General features: G+C 63.9%; 14 protein-coding genes. 8 read left to right on the top strand and 6 right to left on the bottom strand.

Features of this window, described 5'->3' with window-relative positions; translation table 11 throughout:
* Window positions 1-34: 34 nt before the first annotated feature.
* Window positions 35-757, bottom strand: a complete 723-nt coding sequence (gene pyrF / locus FIV42_RS17665) for an orotidine-5'-phosphate decarboxylase (RefSeq protein ID WP_141198968.1) — start codon at window positions 755-757, stop codon at window positions 35-37.
* Window positions 758-784: 27 nt separating this feature from the next.
* The gene (locus FIV42_RS17660) at window positions 785-2,509 is read right to left on the bottom strand and encodes a proline--tRNA ligase (RefSeq protein WP_141198967.1); all 1,725 of its coding nucleotides are present in this window, start codon (window positions 2,507-2,509) and stop codon (window positions 785-787) included.
* Window positions 2,510-2,665: 156 nt separating this feature from the next.
* Between FIV42_RS17660 and FIV42_RS17655 the strand changes: the two genes are divergently transcribed.
* Window positions 2,666-2,869: a hypothetical protein gene (locus FIV42_RS17655; protein ID WP_141198966.1), complete on the top strand. Its 204-nt coding sequence runs from the start codon at window positions 2,666-2,668 to the stop codon at window positions 2,867-2,869.
* A gap of 104 nt (window positions 2,870-2,973) precedes the next feature.
* Here FIV42_RS17655 and FIV42_RS17650 read toward each other — a convergent pair whose 3' ends face one another.
* Window positions 2,974-3,936, bottom strand: coding sequence for a hypothetical protein (locus FIV42_RS17650; protein ID WP_141198965.1), 963 nt, complete (start codon window positions 3,934-3,936; stop codon window positions 2,974-2,976).
* A gap of 238 nt (window positions 3,937-4,174) precedes the next feature.
* On the opposite strand from FIV42_RS17650, the gene FIV42_RS17645 reads away from it, so the two are divergent.
* From FIV42_RS17645 to FIV42_RS17615, 6 genes are all read left to right on the top strand, one after another.
* Window positions 4,175-5,677 carry a serine/threonine protein kinase gene (locus tag FIV42_RS17645; RefSeq protein WP_141198964.1) on the top strand — a complete coding sequence of 501 codons (1,503 nt, stop codon included), beginning with the start codon at window positions 4,175-4,177 and terminating at the stop codon, window positions 5,675-5,677.
* 135 nt (window positions 5,678-5,812) lie between these two features.
* On the top strand, window positions 5,813-6,739 hold the full coding sequence (locus FIV42_RS17635; protein ID WP_141198963.1) for an ABC transporter ATP-binding protein: 927 nt from the start codon (window positions 5,813-5,815) through the stop codon (window positions 6,737-6,739).
* Window positions 6,739-7,605, top strand: coding sequence for an ABC transporter permease (locus FIV42_RS17630; protein WP_141198962.1), 867 nt, complete (start codon window positions 6,739-6,741; stop codon window positions 7,603-7,605). Before FIV42_RS17635 ends, FIV42_RS17630 begins: the two co-directional genes overlap by 1 nt.
* Window positions 7,602-8,618: an ABC transporter ATP-binding protein gene (locus FIV42_RS17625; RefSeq protein WP_141198961.1), complete on the top strand. Its 1,017-nt coding sequence runs from the start codon at window positions 7,602-7,604 to the stop codon at window positions 8,616-8,618. Before FIV42_RS17630 ends, FIV42_RS17625 begins: the two co-directional genes overlap by 4 nt.
* Before the next feature lie 78 nt (window positions 8,619-8,696).
* Window positions 8,697-9,485, top strand: coding sequence for an ABC transporter permease (locus FIV42_RS17620; RefSeq protein WP_141198960.1), 789 nt, complete (start codon window positions 8,697-8,699; stop codon window positions 9,483-9,485).
* Between the two features lie 41 nt (window positions 9,486-9,526).
* The gene (locus FIV42_RS17615; protein ID WP_141198959.1) at window positions 9,527-11,020 is read left to right on the top strand and encodes a leucyl aminopeptidase family protein; all 1,494 of its coding nucleotides are present in this window, start codon (window positions 9,527-9,529) and stop codon (window positions 11,018-11,020) included.
* A gap of 88 nt (window positions 11,021-11,108) precedes the next feature.
* On the opposite strand, the gene egtB is transcribed toward FIV42_RS17615, so the two are convergent.
* The 3 genes from egtB to FIV42_RS17600 form a co-directional block, all read right to left on the bottom strand.
* Window positions 11,109-12,365 carry an ergothioneine biosynthesis protein EgtB gene (gene egtB / locus FIV42_RS17610; RefSeq protein WP_141198958.1) on the bottom strand — a complete coding sequence of 419 codons (1,257 nt, stop codon included), beginning with the start codon at window positions 12,363-12,365 and terminating at the stop codon, window positions 11,109-11,111.
* A gap of 128 nt (window positions 12,366-12,493) precedes the next feature.
* Window positions 12,494-13,399: a hypothetical protein gene (locus FIV42_RS17605; RefSeq protein WP_141198957.1), complete on the bottom strand. Its 906-nt coding sequence runs from the start codon at window positions 13,397-13,399 to the stop codon at window positions 12,494-12,496.
* Window positions 13,400-14,134: 735 nt separating this feature from the next.
* The gene (locus tag FIV42_RS17600; RefSeq protein ID WP_141198956.1) at window positions 14,135-14,581 is read right to left on the bottom strand and encodes a hypothetical protein; all 447 of its coding nucleotides are present in this window, start codon (window positions 14,579-14,581) and stop codon (window positions 14,135-14,137) included.
* Between the two features lie 60 nt (window positions 14,582-14,641).
* On the opposite strand from FIV42_RS17600, the gene FIV42_RS17595 reads away from it, so the two are divergent.
* Window positions 14,642-16,249: a phytoene desaturase family protein gene (locus FIV42_RS17595; protein WP_141198955.1), complete on the top strand. Its 1,608-nt coding sequence runs from the start codon at window positions 14,642-14,644 to the stop codon at window positions 16,247-16,249.
* Window positions 16,250-16,276: the final 27 nt, after the last annotated feature.

The raw sequence follows: 16,276 nt of genomic DNA, 5'->3' as shown, positions 1-16,276 counted from the left end.
CCGAGTTGGCTTGGAGTGCGTTACAGGCCACGCGTCAAAGCGAGCTGCCAATCTCTTCGACTGCCCCTGCCGGATCGTCGGCCTGATAGATAGGCCGACCGATCACCAAGTAGTCGCTTCCGGTGTCGAGCGCGTCTTTGGGCGTCATCACCCTGCTCTGGTCGTCGTCTTTGGCCATCTTCTTCTCGGGGCGAATGCCCGGGGTGACCAGCAGGGGATCGTCGCCGAAGCGATCGCGCATCTGGGCGGCCTCGTGAGCCGAGCAGACTAGGCCGTCGGCGCCGGCGTCGAGCGCCAGCTCGCCGAGGCTGTAGGCCCATTCGTCGAGGGCGAGCTCGACGCCGATCTGCGACATGTCGTCGGGCGACAGGCTGGTGAGCGCGGTCACCGCGACGATCTTGGGAGGGTTGTCGGTGCGCTGAGCGGCCGCCTCGACGGCCCGGGCGATCATGTCGGCGCCGCCGGAGGCGTGAACCGTCATCATGAACACCGATTCGAAGCTCAGCGCGCTTTCGACCGCACCGGCGACCGTGTTGGGGATGTCGTGAAACTTCAGGTCCAAGAAGACGTCGACATCACGCTGCGCCAAGACATCGAGCAAGGCCGGACCGTAGCGTGTGAACATGCGGCTTCCCACCTTGAACAGCGAGAGCTTGCCGTCGAGGGCGTCCACCAGCTCGAGCGCCTCGTCCATCGTGGCGACGTCGAGGGCGCTGATGACATGCTCGCGAAGCTTAGTTTGTTGTGCGTCGTTCATAGGGTGGCCTTGCTCGAAAGAAGCGTCTCAACCTTTCTGTACGAGCCCTTTGACGTACTCCACGGCCTCGTCGACCGAGATATCCTGAATGTCGGACTCGCTGCGAAGCTTGATCTCGACGTTGCCGTCCTTGAGACCGCGTGAGCCGATGGCGATGCGCACGGGGATGCCGACCAGGTCGGCGTCCTTGAACTTCTGGCCGACGCCGGCGTCGCGGTCGTCGAGGGTCACCTCGATGCCCGCGGCCCGAAGCTCCTCGTAGAGCTTTTCGCCGGTCTCGACGACCTCGTCGTTGCGCATCTGCAGCGGCAGCACGGTCACCTGGTAGGGCGCGATCGCCATGGGCCAGATGATGCCGTTGTCGTCGTGGTTCTGCTCGACGACGGCTGCCAGAATGCGAGTCACGCCGATGCCGTAGCAGCCCATGATCATGGGCTTCATCTGGCCGTTCTCGTCCTGGATCTTGGCGTCCATCGCCTCGGAGTACTTGGTGCCGAGGTAGAAGACGTGGCCGATCTCGATGCCGCGGTGGCCCTCGAAGGGCGCGCCGCAGCGGCCGCACAGGTCGGCGTTCTGAGCGCGGCGAAGGTCGGCGAACGCCTCGACTTCAAAGTCACGCCCGTGATTGACGTTGACGTAGTGCTTGTCGGCGTCGTTGGCGCCCACCGTGTAGTTGGTCATCTCCTCGACGGCCAAGTCGGCGAAGACGGGGATGTCCAAGTCGATCGGGCCGGCGAAGCCCACCGGAGCGCCGGTGATCTCGGTGACCTGCGCGTCGCTGGCCAAGTTGATCTCTTCGCACGAGATGTCGGTGTGCTCCTTCAAGAAGCCGCGAATCTTGATCTCGTTGGCGTCGTGGTCGCCGCGCACGAGCACCGCCACGGCGGTGTCGTCGCAGTTGAAGATCAGCGTCTTGAGGCAACGCATCGGCGCGATGTTCAGGAAGCCGGACACCTCGTCGATGGTCTTCTTGCCGGGCGTCTCCACCAACTCGAGGTCTTGGGGCGGGAACTTCTCGCCGTCGTACTCGGGCAGGCGAATCTCGGCCTTCTCGACGTTGGCCGCGTAGCCGCACTCGGGGCAGCTGACGATCTCGTCTTCGCCGGTGTCGGCGAGGACCTGGAACTCGTGGGACTTCGAGCCGCCGATATTGCCGGTGTCGGCCTCCACGGCCGCATAGTCGAAGCCGAGCCGCTCGCAGATGCGCTTGTACGTCTCGAACATCTCCTCGTAGCTCTTGTTGGCGCCCTCCTCGTCGATGTCGAACGAATAGGCGTCCTTCATGATGAACTCGCGCCCGCGCATCAGGCCGAAGCGGGGGCGGGGCTCGTCACGGAACTTCGTCTGGATCTGGTACAGGTTCACCGGCAGATCTTTGTAGCTGGCGATGTCGCCGCGGATCAGATCGGTGATGACCTCCTCGTGGGTCGGCCCGAGGCAGAAATCGGAGCCCTTGCGGTCCTTGAAGCGCAACAACTCGGGTCCATACTCGTCCCAACGGCCCGACTCCTTCCACAACTCGGCAGGCTGGACGGCCGGAAGGTGGACTTCCTGGGCGCCCGCGCGGTCCATCTCCTCGCGGATGATCTGCTCGATTTTGCGCACGGAGCGCCACCCGAGGGGCAAAAAGTCGTAGATGCCGCGGGTGAGCATGCGAATATAGCCGCCACGCACCAGCAACTTATGGCTGACGACCTCCGCATCGGCGGGGTCTTCTTTGCGCGTGGGCATGAACATCTTGGAAAGACGCATCGTTTTACCTTGGGTTTGACCAGAACGCTTCGAACGTCTGGGAAGTATCGCACCGCTCAATCAGTGTCAACGACACGGGGGTATGTGTTGCATTTCTGCGGTCGTGGCCCGAGAATCAGCCATCGAAATTCCAGAACCTGAACCAAGAACGAGTTCATGAAATTCGTCACCGCCACCATCGTCTTGTTGCAGGCCGCAAATGACGTGGCTCAAAAGCTCAACGGCGCGCCGGATGCGCCTGCTGAAAATGTCGGGTTTGTCGTGCCGTTCGAGATCGTGGCGATCGCTGTGGGCGTGCTGGTGACGTTCGGGCTGGTCTACTTGGTGAAGAGGCTTCTTGGGGAGAAGGACGTGGCGTGATGGGCGCTTTGCTTTCTGGCGCCCCCCATCCGTCTCGCGCTGTACGACGCGCGAGACACCTTCCCCCGGGGGAAGGGCTTACCCAGCGAAGAGCAACGTGGTGCCTACTGACCGACGAGGGTGATCTCGTCGACCGTCGAGAAGATAAACTCGGAGGTTTCGAGTTCGTCGATGTCGACGCGCTCGGAGGTGATGCGGCGCAGGGTGAGCTCAAGCTCGGCGCTGTCCTGGGAGAGTTGCTGGACGATGGTGTCGGGCACCGTGAAGGAGCCGTCGTCGTCGACCCGGCAGGTCAGCCGGGGGCGATCGGGGCCGAACCCACTCGAGATGTAAAGGAAGACGGTGTCGTCGCTGGCCTCGCCGAATGAAGGTTGCCACTCGACGGTCAGGTCTTGGGTGAAGTCGGCGTCCAGTTGGCGTCCCTGGTCGGCCGGCAGGTCGCCGATGGCGGCGATGCGAATCGGGCGCGGAGCGCGCATCGAGACGTAGAAACCGCCGGTGTGGCTGCGTCCGGGAGCGCCGAAGGAGTACCAGGCGCCCGGCTCGTAGCCGATGCGCAGCGGTTGAGCTCCGAAGCCCTGCTCGGTGCCGTAAATCACACCGGAAAACGCGCTCAAAAGGTCGGGAAGGCGGCGAGCTTCGAGGCGGATCGCCTCACCGGGTCCGCGCACCGTGATCGGTCCGACGTCGAGCAACTCCAGGCGAATATCGGCGGGATGCTGCTGGCCGACGGCCATATCCGATCGCAGGCTGCAGGCGTCGACGTCGAGCTCCCAGTCGGGGCTCCACACCTCGAGGGCCTCGAGGGCGGTGTCGTAATTGACTCCGTGGACGTCCAAGAACTGCGCGTGCACGCTGACGCCACCGCTTGCGGCGCCTCGTGGGTGAGAATACTCGGCCAACAAGGTGCCCGCGCGGGTCTCGTCGGGCGCAGCGGTGCCGTCGACATCGAGCTGCGGCAGGCTCTCCTCGGTGGAGCAGCCCGCGAGCAGCAAGATGGCCGTCAGGGCCGCTGCGGTACGCGATGTCAGTGCGTCGAGTTTCATCATCCATCCAGCGTGTTTCATTTCGACACCTGTTTCGATGAGCATATTCATTCGAGGAGCAGGTGCCGCTGTCCAGACTAGCACCGGGACGGCGGCAGTCAAGGATTGTTGGCGTCTTGGCGCGTGACGTCTCCGGTCTCGCGACCCGGGGTCCGTGTGAGTATCTGCTTCATTGCGAGAGGGTTGCGCGCGTGCTAATAAGCGATCTTATTTTCAGTACACGTCGCCGAACGGATTTGTCTGCCCGGAGCATCCCGCGATGAAAGTGTGTCCGCAGTGTCACAAGCGCTTCCCCGACAACACGTCGGTTTGTCCCAATGACGGCACCCAGCTAGTGGCTGCTCGCACCGGACAAAACCAGGCGAGCCGCCCGTCGGCGCCCAACCGAACCGGCTCGCGGCCTCAGCAACGGCCCCACACCGGCGGCTCGCGGCCCCAACAGCGGCCCCAAGGTGGCGGCTCGCGCGCCCAGCAGCGGTCTCAGCAGCGATCTCAACAGCGATCTCAACAAGGGCGCCAGTCTTCGCCGATCTCTCAGCCCCAAAACGTCGACCTGGTGGGTCGCGTTTTCTTCGGTGAATACACGATCACCAAGAAGCTTGGCGAAGGCGGCATGGGCGCGGTGTACCTGGCGCGCCAAAACGCCATCGACCAGAACGTGGCCCTCAAGGTGCTGCACGCCCGGGCGGCCGAGAGCGACGAGATCGTCCAGCGCTTCCACCGCGAGGCGAAGGTCATCAGTATGCTCACCCACCCGAATATCGTTCGGGTGTTCATCTTCGGGCGTACCGAAGACGATCTGCTCTACCTGGTCATGGAGTACGTGCAGGGACGCGAGCTGCGCGACCGCCTCGAAGAAACCGGCCCGCTCGACGAGCTGCTGGCCATCAAGATCATGAAGCAGACGTGCAGCGCCCTGGCTGAAGCCCACGACCTGGGCATCATCCACCGCGATCTCAAACCCGATAACATCCTTTTGACCGAATTTCGGGGCGAAAAGAACTTCGTCAAAATTCTAGACTTCGGGATCGCCAAGCTCAAAGAGCCCGACGGCAAGCCCGAGCAGAAGCTAACCCAGGCCGGCATCGTCTACGGCACGCCCGAATACCTGTCGCCCGAGCAGGCTCAGGCCCTCGATCTGGACCAGCGCACCGACATCTACAGCCTCGGCTGCATCCTCTACGAGCTGATCACCGGCCGGGTGCCGTTCACCGACAAGAACCCGGTGCAGATCTTGACCAAGCACGTCTTCGAAGAGCCGCCCAAGCCCAGCGAGGTCGCTCCCGGGCGCGTGGCGCCGACGATGGAAAAGATCATCATGAAGGCGATCGCCAAGGACCCCAACGATCGCTACGAGAACGCCATGGCGATGTTCGAGGCGCTGGTCGGCCGCGAGCGCGAGATCTTGTCGGAGCGCTCGGTCGACGCGCGCGAGACGTATTTCCCGGGCAGCGAGCTCACCGGCATGCACCAGGTCAGCAAGCTGCACGAGTACCTCGACGCCGCCAAGGAGACCAACGCGGTCTCGAACGCCACCCCTGCGCCGCAGTTTCAAAACGACGGCGGCCAGGCGATGGCTGCCCCGCAATCGCACAACCCGCAGGCGCAAAGCCAGCCGGTCCAACCGGCCATGGGCGCGCCCCAACAACAGCCGCAGGACGGCAACGCCAACCGCAAGATCATCATCATCGCGATCGTCGCGCTGGTGTTCATCTTGCTGGTGCTCGTCGGCTTCATTGCGGTGCTGTTGTTGAACGGCTGAGCGTGGGACGCCGAGTCGATCGCGGTCACGATCACGACTACGATCACGATCACGATCACGATCACGACTACGATCACGGCCGTCCCCAAACCCCTACACCCCTAGACCCCTAAACCCCTAGACCCCAAGCCGTACATGCTGTTCGACCTCGACAACGTCCAAAAGAGTTACGGAAACTTCGAGGCGCTCAAGGGGATCACCCTGCAAATCGAGGAGGGAAGCGTGGGACTGCTGGGGCCGAACGGCGCCGGCAAGTCGACGCTGATCAAGACCCTGCTCGGTTTGCTGGAGATGACCCGCGGCAGCGCCAGCGTGCTCGGCCACCGACTGCCCGAGCAGGCCCACAAGATCCGTCAGGCCATCGGCTATATGCCCGAGAACGACTGCTACCTGCCGTATATGACGGCGGTGCGCTATGTCAGCCTGATGGGCGAATTGACGGGCATGCCCCGCTCGGAGGCGTTCAGCCGAGCCCACGAGACTCTGTATTACGTGGGGCTGGGCGAGGCGCGCTACCGCAAACTGAGCGGCTTTTCGACGGGCATGAAGCAGCGCGTCAAGCTCGCCCAGGCGCTGGTCCACGGGCCCAGACTCGTCTTCTTGGACGAGCCGACCAACGGCCTCGACCCGCAGGGGCGCGACGAGATGCTCGACCTGATCAACGACGTCAAAGCCCGCGGGGTGAGCGTCGTGTTGTCGAGCCACATCCTCTACGACGTCGAGCGGGTCTGCGAGTCGGTGATCATGCTCGACCAAGGCGAGTTGATCCACTGCGGCCCCATCGACGCGCTCAAGGCCGACAAGGGCGAGCGTGTCATCGAGATTCAGACCAAAGAGGACGACGAGCGCTTCCGCCAGGCGCTGATCTCGCGGGGCTTCGACGTCGAGCGCGAGGGCTTTCGCCTGCTCGTGCGCCTTGGCGCCGACGCCGATCCGCTCGCCATCTTGGACGTCGCCCTCGAGGAGGGCATCCAGGTGCGCCACTTCATGCCGGGTGAGCTGACGCTCGAAAAAGCATTCTTGACGCTATTGGATGAACACAACGAAGCAGCAACAGCGTAATGGCAATACACGAACAAAATTACGTCAGCTACGACGGCCCGCTCGATGACGGCGGCGGCTGGTGGATCTTCGCACGCGCCACCTTCGGGCTCGCTTGGAGCCTCAAGCGCACCAAGCTTTTGCTCTTCTTGCTCTGGATTCCGGTGCTGATCACCCTCGGCCTGGTCTTCGTCGAGTACGGCGTGCGCGAGAATATGCCCTCCTTGCAGGCGCTGGCCGGCAAAGGTGAAGAGGGCCTCGGCGCCGGGGCAGTGACCTTCGTGCTGCAGATGCAGTTCTTCTCGGCCGCCCTTCTGATGATGGCCAGCGGCTGCGGGGCGATCGCCGAAGATCTGCGCTACCGCACCTTCCAGCTCTACTTCTCACGCCCGGTCGAGCGCTGGGAGTATATCCTGGGCAAATTCCTGGGCATCTCCATGCTCTGCTCGCTGGTCACGGTCGTTCCGGCGGTGCTCATCGGCGGGCTTCGGGCGGCGTATTTCTACCGCACCGACCTCGCCGGCCCGATGATCAAGCAGACGCTCGTCGGGATCGTCTTGTCGGCCTGCATCGCCGCGGTGGTCAGCAGCGTGGTGCTCGGGCTGAGTAGCCTGACGCGGCGCACCGGCTACGCGGTGCTGGGGTGGATCGGCGTCTTATTCGTGCCGATGGTCGTCGCGGCCATCGTCGGGGTGGCCAGCTCGGGGGCGGATACCGCCAACCTGACCCACCTGGCAGGCAATTTCTGGCTGCTCAGCCAGGGCCTGCTCGACCCGTCGCCGCCCGACGTGCCGATCATCGCGCCCATGCTCATCTTGGTAGCCGTCTCCGGCCTCGCCCTCTTCGGCATCCGCTGGCGCGTCCACAAACTCGAGGGGATCGCATGAGCAGCACCGAAACAGCCAATGGAGCCGCAACTGCTCAGACTGCTCAGAAGACTCAGCAGACGCGCGCCGAGCGCCCGATCGCCCGTGTGGGCGGAGATCCGGTCGTCATCTCGGCTCGCCGCCTGTCGCTGTGGTACGGCCAGGTGATCGGCGTCAACGACATCTCGCTCGACATCGGCCCGGGCGTCACCGGCCTTCTGGGCCCGAACGGCGCCGGCAAGTCGACGCTGATGAAGATCCTGAGCGGCCAGCTTCGCCCCTCGACGGGCGCCGCGCGCATGTTCGGCGAGCCGATCTGGAACAACTCGAAGATCTTCTCGCGCGTGGGGCTCGTCCCCGAGCAAGACGCCTTCTACGAGGAGATGACGGGCAAGGAGTTCGTCACCTACCTGACGCGGCTGCAGGGATACTCTCCGGCCGAAGCCGACAAGATGGCCGACGAGACGATCGAGCTCGTCGGGATGACCGAGTCCAAGGACCGGCCCATCGAGGAGTACTCCAAGGGAATGCGCCAGCGCATCAAGCTCGCCCAGGCGATCTCACACGACCCGGACGTCTTGTTTCTGGACGAGCCGCTCACCGGCACCGATCCGGTGGGCCGCCACAAGATGATCGAGCTCGTCAATCACCTCGGCGACGAGGGCAAGACGGTGCTCGTGTCGAGCCACGTGCTCCACGAGGTCGAGCAAATGACGCGCGACATCCTGCTCATCAACAAGGGCCGGGTGCTCGCCGAGGGCAATATCTACAAGATTCGCGAGCTCATCGACGAGCACCCGCACACGATCTTCATCGACTGCGACGCGCCGCGAAAATTCGCCGCCATGCTCACCGAGTACGACGACATCGTGCGCGTCGAGTTCACCGACAAGGGCTTCCAGGTCGCCACGCGTGACCCCGACAGCTGCTACCCGCGCATCCCGCGGCTGGCCCGCGAGCACGGCATCGAGCTTCGCGGCTACATGTCGCCGGACAATAACCTGATGTCGGTGTTCGAGTACCTCGTGAAGTGATCGCGCGCCCGCGCAACCCCGAGGCTCGCCTCGGAACCTGGCGTTCGAACCATCCAAGACCTGCAGTTGACCGAAAACATGACCACAGCCCGTACAGTAAATCCCGGCAGCCAGATTGCGACGATCTATACGACCGATCTGCGCAGGCTCTTGTTCGCCAAGAAGACGCTCGTGCTCTTGTGCGTGCAGCTCCTGCCGGTGGTCTTCGCGCTGATCTACGTCTTCTTCGAGAATATCGACGGCCTGTCGATGTTCTCGGAGACCGTCGAAGGGGTGATGTTCCCGTTTCTGATCCCGCTGGCGGCCGTCTTTTACGGTGGTCCGGCGCTGGTCGACGAGATGGAGGGGCGCACGCTGACCTACCTGACGCTGCGTCCCGTCCCCAAGCCGGCGCTCTTCTTGGGCAAATGGCTCGCCGGCACCACGGTGGCCGTGGGCCTGGTGCTCATCCCGGTGATCTCCTTGCTCGCCATCGTCGCGATCGCCTCGGGCGGGATGGGGACGTCGTTGACCACCATCGTGCAGATCCTGTTGGCCACCGTGCTGGGCACGGCGGCCTACACCGCCATCTTCGCCGCGCTCGGCGCCCTGGTGGCCAAGAGCCTCTTCGCGGGCATCCTTTACTTTGTGGTCGTGGAACTCATTTTCTCGTTCCTGCCGGTGCTCGAACTGCTCAGCGTTCGCTTTCACATGCGCAACGCCGCCGAGTTCAACACCTCGAGCCGACTGGGCATGCTCGATCAGCTCGTCTTCGACCAACCGTTGACGATCGACTGGTGGCTCGGCGCGATCATCCTCGCCATCATGTGCGGCATTGCGGTCGCGGCGGGCTCGGTCATCTTTTCGAACAAGCAATACCACATCTAAGCCATACCGAATCCAATCCATACCAAATCCAGGGAGCCACAATGGACTATCGGACTAGCGACAAGGGCACGACTGAAATCGAGGCCGATCTGCTCGTGGTTCCCGTGTCGGTCGAGGGGCTCGAGGAGCGGCGTTGTCACGCGCTGCGCATGATCAGCGAGAAGTCGCGGCTCGACCTGTTCGTCGAGTGTGAGCGCGAGGAGTTCGAGGCGAAGCCCGGCCAGACGATCGTGTTTCGCCGGCTCAACGAGCTCGGCGCCGAGCGCGTGCTCCTGGTGGGATTGGGCGGCGAGGACGAGCGCGCGGGCGACGCGCTGTGGCGTGGCGGCGTTCGCGCCGGGCGTCGCGCCTTCGAACTGCGCGCCAAACACGTCGCGCTGGCGCTTCCCGACGGACAAAACGACGGCAAGGGCGCGGCCCGAGCGGCCTCCGAGGTCGCGCTGGGCGTCAGCTACGGGATCTACCGCTTCGACAAGTACCTGCGCCGCGAAGATCAAGACTACGAGGGGCCCGACACGCTCACGCTGGTGCGAAACGGCCGAGACGTCGACGTCTCGCTCGACGAAGTCGGCCTGATCGCCCACGGCGTGGCGCTGGCCCGCGACATGGTCAACGAGCCGCCCGGCACGCTCACGCCCGAAGAGTTCGCCGACCGCGCCCGCGCCATCGCCGGCCGCGCCGGCCTGGAGTGCGCCTCGCTCGACAGCGCCGAGCTCGTCCAGCGCGGCTTCAACCTGATCGAGGCCGTCGGCAAAGGCAGCGACAACCCGCCCAGCCTCATCCACCTGATCTACCGCCCCGACGGCGAGGTGCGCCGCAAGGTCGCGCTGGTGGGCAAAGGCATCACCTTCGACACCGGCGGCTACAGCATGAAGCGTCCCGAAGGGATGAAGTTCATGCACAGCGACATGGCCGGCGGCGCCGCCGTGCTCGGCGCGGCGCGCGTGCTGGGCGAGTTGAAGCCCGAAGGCATCGAGATCCACTTCTTGGTGCCCGCGGCCGAAAACGCGGTCAACGGACGGGCCACCCGACCGGCCGACATCGTGCGCGGCTACGGCGGAAAGACCGTCCAAATCTTGAACACCGACGCCGAAGGCCGCCTGGTCCTGGCCGACGCGCTCGCCTACGCCCAGGAGTACGACGTCGACACCATCGTCGACCTCGCCACGCTCACCGGTTCGAGCGTCGTGGCGCTAGGCGGCTACCACGCAGCGCTCTTCTCGGACAACGACGAGCTCGTCGCCGGGCTCACCGACGCCTCGAAGCGCGGCTGCGAGGGGCTGTGGCGCATGCCGCTCCCCCCCGACATCGACAAGCAACTCGACTCGCCGGTGGCCGACATGAAGAATATCGGCAGCCGTTGGGGCGGCGCGATCAGCGCCGCGCTCTTCTTGAAGCGCTGGGTCGACGTCGACCGCTGGGCCCACATCGACATGGCCGGACCGGCCTACTCGGTCGAAGGCGACGACCTTCGCATCGTCGGCGGGACTGGCTTTGGGGTGACGACGCTCGTGGAGTTTGTGCGGAGTCTGTGACACGTCACCCCAAGCTCCGCTTCGCTTCGCATGGGGCTATGAAAAAGGGGATTCCGCTCTACGAGCTCCAGACAACCAAATTCCGCCATCACCAGGCGAGGCGAATCCCCGAGAATTGCCAGCGCGAATGGGGATAGAAGAAGTTGCGGTAGGTCTCGCGGATGTGGGTCTTGGAGGTGGCGCAGGAGCCGCCGCGCAGCACGTATTGGCCGCACATGAACTTGCCGTTGTACTCGCCGAGCGCGCCTTCGAAGGGCTCGAAGCCCGGGTAGGGGCCGTAGGAGCTGCGGGTCCACTCCCACACATCGCCGAACATCTGGGTGAAGCCCTCCGGGTCGGTCTCGACGGCGCGCGGGTGGAAGTTGCCCGACTCGACGAAGTTGCCCTCGATGAATTGGCCCTGGGTGGCGACCTCCCACTCTTGCTCGGAGGGCAGCCGCGCGCCGGCCCAGTCGGCGAAGGCGTCGGCTTCGTAGTAGCTGACGTGGCTGACGGGCTCGTTGGGCTGCACGGGGCGCATGCCGTTGAGGGTGTAGTGGTGCCACTGGCCGTCGCGCTTTTCCCAGTAGAGCGGGCCGTCCCAGCCCTGCTCCTGCACCGTCGCCCATCCGTCCGACAACCAGTGGTCGGGGCGCTCGTAGCCGCCGTCTTCGATAAACTGCAGGTACTCGCCGCAGGTCACCGGCCGGCGAGCGAGTTCGAAGGGCTGCAAGAGCACCTCGTGGCGAGGGCTCTCGTTGTCGTAGGAGAAGCCGTCTCCGCCATAGCCGATCTCGTAGACCCCGCCGTCGAAGGCGTGGCGGCGCATCTCGCGCGGCTCCTGCTTGCGCTCGGCGGCGAACGGCTCGTGCTCCTGCGGATAGGGCGCCGGGCGCAGCGGGTTTTGCCACATCAGGTGCTTGAGGTCGGTGAGCAGAAGCTCTTGGTGTTGCTGCTCGTGGTTGAGGCCGACTTCGAGCCGCAGGACGAACTCCTCACTCAGGTCGCCCTTGGCGATCACGTTTTGGAGTTCGTCGTCGATGGCGTTGCGGTAGTCGTAGACCTGCTCGACGGTCGGCCGGGTGATCATGCCTCGTCGGGCGCGCGTGTACTGGTCGCCGGCGGCGTTGTAGTAGGAGTTGAACAGGAAATTGAACGGCTCACTATACGGCTCGCGGCCGCACAGCTCCTGGAGGATGAACTGGTCGAAAAACCAAGTCGTGTGCGCCAGGTGCCACTTCGCGGGGCTCGCGTCGGGCATCGACTGGACGACGTAATCCTCGGTCTCGAGCGGCTCGCACAGCTGCTCGGAGAAAGTTCGCACCTGAACATAACGGCTGCGCAGCGATTCTGTGTCGCGCTCCATGACCTTCCCTCAATCAATCTTTTCTCGGTAATTTTGAACGGCTCGGCCCCATTATAGGCGCGAGCCGCGCAAAGTCCCGTCTGGTGCGAGCAGGTCGGTTTCGAACAGGTAGATTCAGAAAGAGACCTTCAATACAGAAAAGCGTCGTCGCCGCTGCTGACGGTCACGAACACCACCGTGTCGGCGACCACGCTGGCGTCGAGCTGCCCGTAGGCGGTCTCGAGCGAGTCGGCGTGCTGCGGCTCGTAGGCGATGACGTGCAAGATCTGCTTGGTCCACGCGTCCTCGGCGGCGACGTTGGCGCTGCTCTCCTGGACGTCCTGCAGCTTGTCGGTCAGCAGGGTGGTCGCCTGCTCGACGGTGTAGGGATCTTCGCGGGGCCAGCCCACCGCGCGGGTGACGCTCACGCCGACCTTGAGGCCGTCGATCTCGACCAGAAGGTCGGTAATCGAGGTGTCAGACACCGTGTAGCTGACCTCGTTTTCGGTCTTGAACAGCGTGGCGAGCTCGCAGCGCTCGAGCACCTCATAGGCGAAGACCTCCGACAGAATCGAGCTTCCGCCGGCGTTGCCGTCGGCGATGATTTCACGCCCGCCGTCGGTCAGGAGCGACTCGTCGGCGTCGTCGTACGGGTCGGTGCCGAAGTCGATGGTGTTCTCGATGAAGAACGACTCCCCGCTGGTCAGCTCGTCGTCGAGCACCCCGCACGAGCCGGAGATCGCGCCGAACCCGTCGCGCGGCACCTGCTCGCCGGCGTCTTCTTCAGTATCTGGGTCGGTGTCCTGCTCGGCGTCCGACACGGTATCAGACACCGTGTCGGCGGTGTCCCGCGCGGTGTCCAACATGGTGTCAGACACCGTGTCGGCGGACACCGTGTCGGCGGCATCTGACGGGTCACCCGCATCGGGAGCGACGTCGGTCGCGGCGTCTTGGACGCCGGTGTCGGCCGCGTTGTTGTCGGTCTCGGAGCCGCCGCAGGCGCTCAGGACGAGCAACGCGGCGAGGAGCAGGCGAGCGAAGAGAGTTCGATACATCGTGACTACCAATCAGTCGAGAAAGAAGACGTGCTGCTGCGCGGGAGTTTACACAGTTCGCGTGGTTCGAACCACCCGGGTTCGGCGTCGGCCTCTTCGGCATAAGAGAACAGATCCACGATCAGAGAATTGCAGAAAAAACGAGCCCAGGCTGCCGTCAGAGCAGGATCTCGAATTTTTCGCGCAACGAATCGGTCCATTTTGCCGAAAACAGTAGTGAGGGGTAGACGTATCGTGCGCACGAGTTTCCTCTTCAAATGGGCGGGTGAGTCGAAGTTGGTCTTGGCTCACCAGCCGGTGGTCGAGCCGGTGGGCTCGGTCTGCGGCGGAATCGGTTTCCTCGTTCCGCAAAACAAAGCTTTCGTAGCGAGCGTATCTTCGATGGGATGTCGGCCTGTACATCTTCGGCGCGCTCGGCGGAGGCCGAGCCGGCAGTTTCGTCCTTGTGGCGAAACGGTCGGATTTGCCCGGTGCGGGCTCGCGGAAGCGTCGAAGTAAGAGACCTGGCGTGAAGATGAGCCTGTGCCATGGGAGTTGCCGCAGCGGCGTCGGTGTAGGTGGTGGCGTCGGGTCAGGCGTGCGAAGTATGCGGTGTACGACCTGGCCGGGGAGGCTTCAAAAACGAGGCGGGCCTTGCCCGCATACTCGTCGACAACATGGGAATCAGCAGCTTCCAAGCCGGCAAAATTCGCCGGTCGACGCACCGGTGCGTCTTCTTCATGCGCTGGGCACAAGTTACTTTACCTCCAGCCGACCCTCGATGGTTCCGATTTTTACTCCAGAGTACTTCGATGAACCCTCGACACCTTCTTCGCGTACGTCATCCTCCTCCAGCCGACCCTCGATGGTTCCGATTTTTACTCCAGAGTACTTCGATGAACCCTCGACACCTTCTTCGCGTACGTCATCCTCCTCCAGCCGACCCTCGATGGTTCCGATTTTTACTCCAGAGTACTCGATCCGACCCTCGAGGGTCTCGAATTTTACTCTAGCCTCCTCGATCGCACCCTCGACACCTTCCAATTTTACTCCAGCGTCCTCGATCGTACCCTCGAGGGTTCCGTGGAGCAGGTTATCGTGCTCGAACGGACGCTCGACGTCTTCCCGAGTTGGTCGAGCGTGCTCGGCGCGACTCTGCGGGGGCTTTGCTCGAACCGGGTCGCGGCGATACTGTATGACCACACGTCATTCGGGCCCCATCATTTGCGAAGCTGACATGTTTTCCTCGCCGACAGGTATCTCATGAAGCAATCGACCGTCTCGTACAAACGTCACGACTTTTCGGGTCACTGGGACGCGGTGATCATCGGCTCCGGCATCGGCGGCCTCGCCACCGCGGCGATCATGGCCAAAGAGGGCAAGCGCGTGCTCGTGCTCGAGCGCCACTACACCGCCGGTGGGTTCACCCACGTGTTTCGCCGACCGAAGTACGAGTGGGACGTCGGGCTGCACTACGTGGGCGAGGTCACCCGCCCCAACTCGACGCTTCGTCGGCTCTTCGATTACGTGACCGACGGCAAGCTCGAGTGGGCGGATATGGGCGAGGTCTACGACCAGATCTGCTTTGGCGACGAGGTCTACCCGTTTCGAAAGGGGACCGACAACTTCAAGGCCGAGCTCAAGCGCCACTTCGAGGCGCCCGAGGACCAGCAGGCGATCGACGACTACGTCGATCTCGTCTTCAAGGCGGTCGGCCAGGGCCAGAAGTACTTCATGGAGAAGGCGATGCCGCCTCTTCTGGGCAAGCTCACCGGCCGATTCCTGCGCTCGAAATTCTTGGACCTCGCCGGCCGCTCTACCCTGTCGGTGATGCGCGAGCTGACCTCCAACGAGCGCCTTATCGGCGTGCTCACCGGCCAGTGGGGCGATTATGGCCTGCCGCCGTCGAAGAGCAGCTTTGCGATGCACGCGATGGTCGCGCGCCACTACTTTAGCGGCGGGGCGTATCCGGTAGGCGGCTCGGGGGCGATCTTGGAGCATATCGCGCCGGTCATCGAGCAAGCCGGCGGGGTCATCGCGGTGAGCGCCGAGGTCGACGAGATCCTCATCGAGAACGACCGGGCCGTGGGCGTGCGCATGGCCGACGACCGCGAGATTCGCGCCGACATGGTCATCAGCGGCGCCGGGTACATGAACACCGTCTCGAGCCTGCTCCCCGAGGACGTCGCCCGCCGCCACGACATGCTCTCCGAGCTGCAGCAGGTCGAGCCGTCGGCCTCGCATATCTGCCTGTACCTGGGCTTCCAGAAGACCGCCGAGGAGCTCGAGCTCCCCAAGGCCAACTACTGGCTCTACCCGGACAACTACGACCACGACCAGAACGTCGAGCGCTTTGTCGCCAACCCCGAGGAGACCGAGCTTCCGGTGACCTATATCTCGTTTCCGTCGGCCAAAGATCCCGACTGGGAGCGACGCTATCCGGGAACGGCCACCGTCGAGATCATCACCGTGGCGCCCTACGACTGGTTTCGGGAGTGGGAGGGCACGCGCTGGAAAAAGCGCGGCGAGGAGTACGACGCCCTCAAAGCGCGGCTCTCGGAGCGCATGCTCGCCAAGCTCTACGCCGTCGAGCCGCAACTCGAAGGTGAGATCGACCACTGCGAGCTGTCGACGCCGCTGTCGACGAAGCATTTCGCCAACTACGACACCGGCGAGATCTACGGGCTGGCGCACACGCCCGAGCGCTTCGAGAAGCGCTTTCTGCGCGCGCACACCCCGGTTCGCGACCTGTATCTGACCGGCCAGGACATCGCCACCTGCGGCATCGGCGGCGCGCTCAGCGCCAGCATGATCACCGCGGCGGCAGCGCTCAAGCAGAATATCCCGGCCAAGATCTTCAAGGCGAGCTGACCGGTTCGCCAGGGCTTTTCGGTGAGG

This window comes from Persicimonas caeni, assembly GCF_006517175.1.
Lineage (GTDB): Bacteria > Myxococcota_A > Bradymonadia > Bradymonadales > Bradymonadaceae > Persicimonas > Persicimonas caeni.
The sequence above is the reverse complement of the archived record's forward strand: the minus strand, read 5'-3'. Positions and strand labels throughout refer to the sequence as shown.

Bases quoted from the DNA above. Each gene is read 5' to 3' on its own strand.
- pyrF (WP_141198968.1), bottom strand. From the start codon at position 757: ATGAACGACGCACAACAAACTAAGCTTCGCGAGCATGTCATCAGCGCC.
- FIV42_RS17660 (WP_141198967.1), bottom strand. From the start codon at position 2,509: ATGCGTCTTTCCAAGATGTTCATGCCCACGCGCAAAGAAGACCCCGCC.
- FIV42_RS17655 (WP_141198966.1), top strand. From the start codon at position 2,666: ATGAAATTCGTCACCGCCACCATCGTCTTGTTGCAGGCCGCAAATGAC.
- FIV42_RS17650 (WP_141198965.1), bottom strand. From the start codon at position 3,936: ATGAAACACGCTGGATGGATGATGAAACTCGACGCACTGACATCGCGT.
- FIV42_RS17645 (WP_141198964.1), top strand. From the start codon at position 4,175: ATGAAAGTGTGTCCGCAGTGTCACAAGCGCTTCCCCGACAACACGTCG.
- FIV42_RS17635 (WP_141198963.1), top strand. From the start codon at position 5,813: ATGCTGTTCGACCTCGACAACGTCCAAAAGAGTTACGGAAACTTCGAG.
- FIV42_RS17630 (WP_141198962.1), top strand. From the start codon at position 6,739: ATGGCAATACACGAACAAAATTACGTCAGCTACGACGGCCCGCTCGAT.
- FIV42_RS17625 (WP_141198961.1), top strand. From the start codon at position 7,602: ATGAGCAGCACCGAAACAGCCAATGGAGCCGCAACTGCTCAGACTGCT.
- FIV42_RS17620 (WP_141198960.1), top strand. From the start codon at position 8,697: ATGACCACAGCCCGTACAGTAAATCCCGGCAGCCAGATTGCGACGATC.
- FIV42_RS17615 (WP_141198959.1), top strand. From the start codon at position 9,527: ATGGACTATCGGACTAGCGACAAGGGCACGACTGAAATCGAGGCCGAT.
- egtB (WP_141198958.1), bottom strand. From the start codon at position 12,365: ATGGAGCGCGACACAGAATCGCTGCGCAGCCGTTATGTTCAGGTGCGA.
- FIV42_RS17605 (WP_141198957.1), bottom strand. From the start codon at position 13,399: ATGTATCGAACTCTCTTCGCTCGCCTGCTCCTCGCCGCGTTGCTCGTC.
- FIV42_RS17595 (WP_141198955.1), top strand. From the start codon at position 14,642: ATGAAGCAATCGACCGTCTCGTACAAACGTCACGACTTTTCGGGTCAC.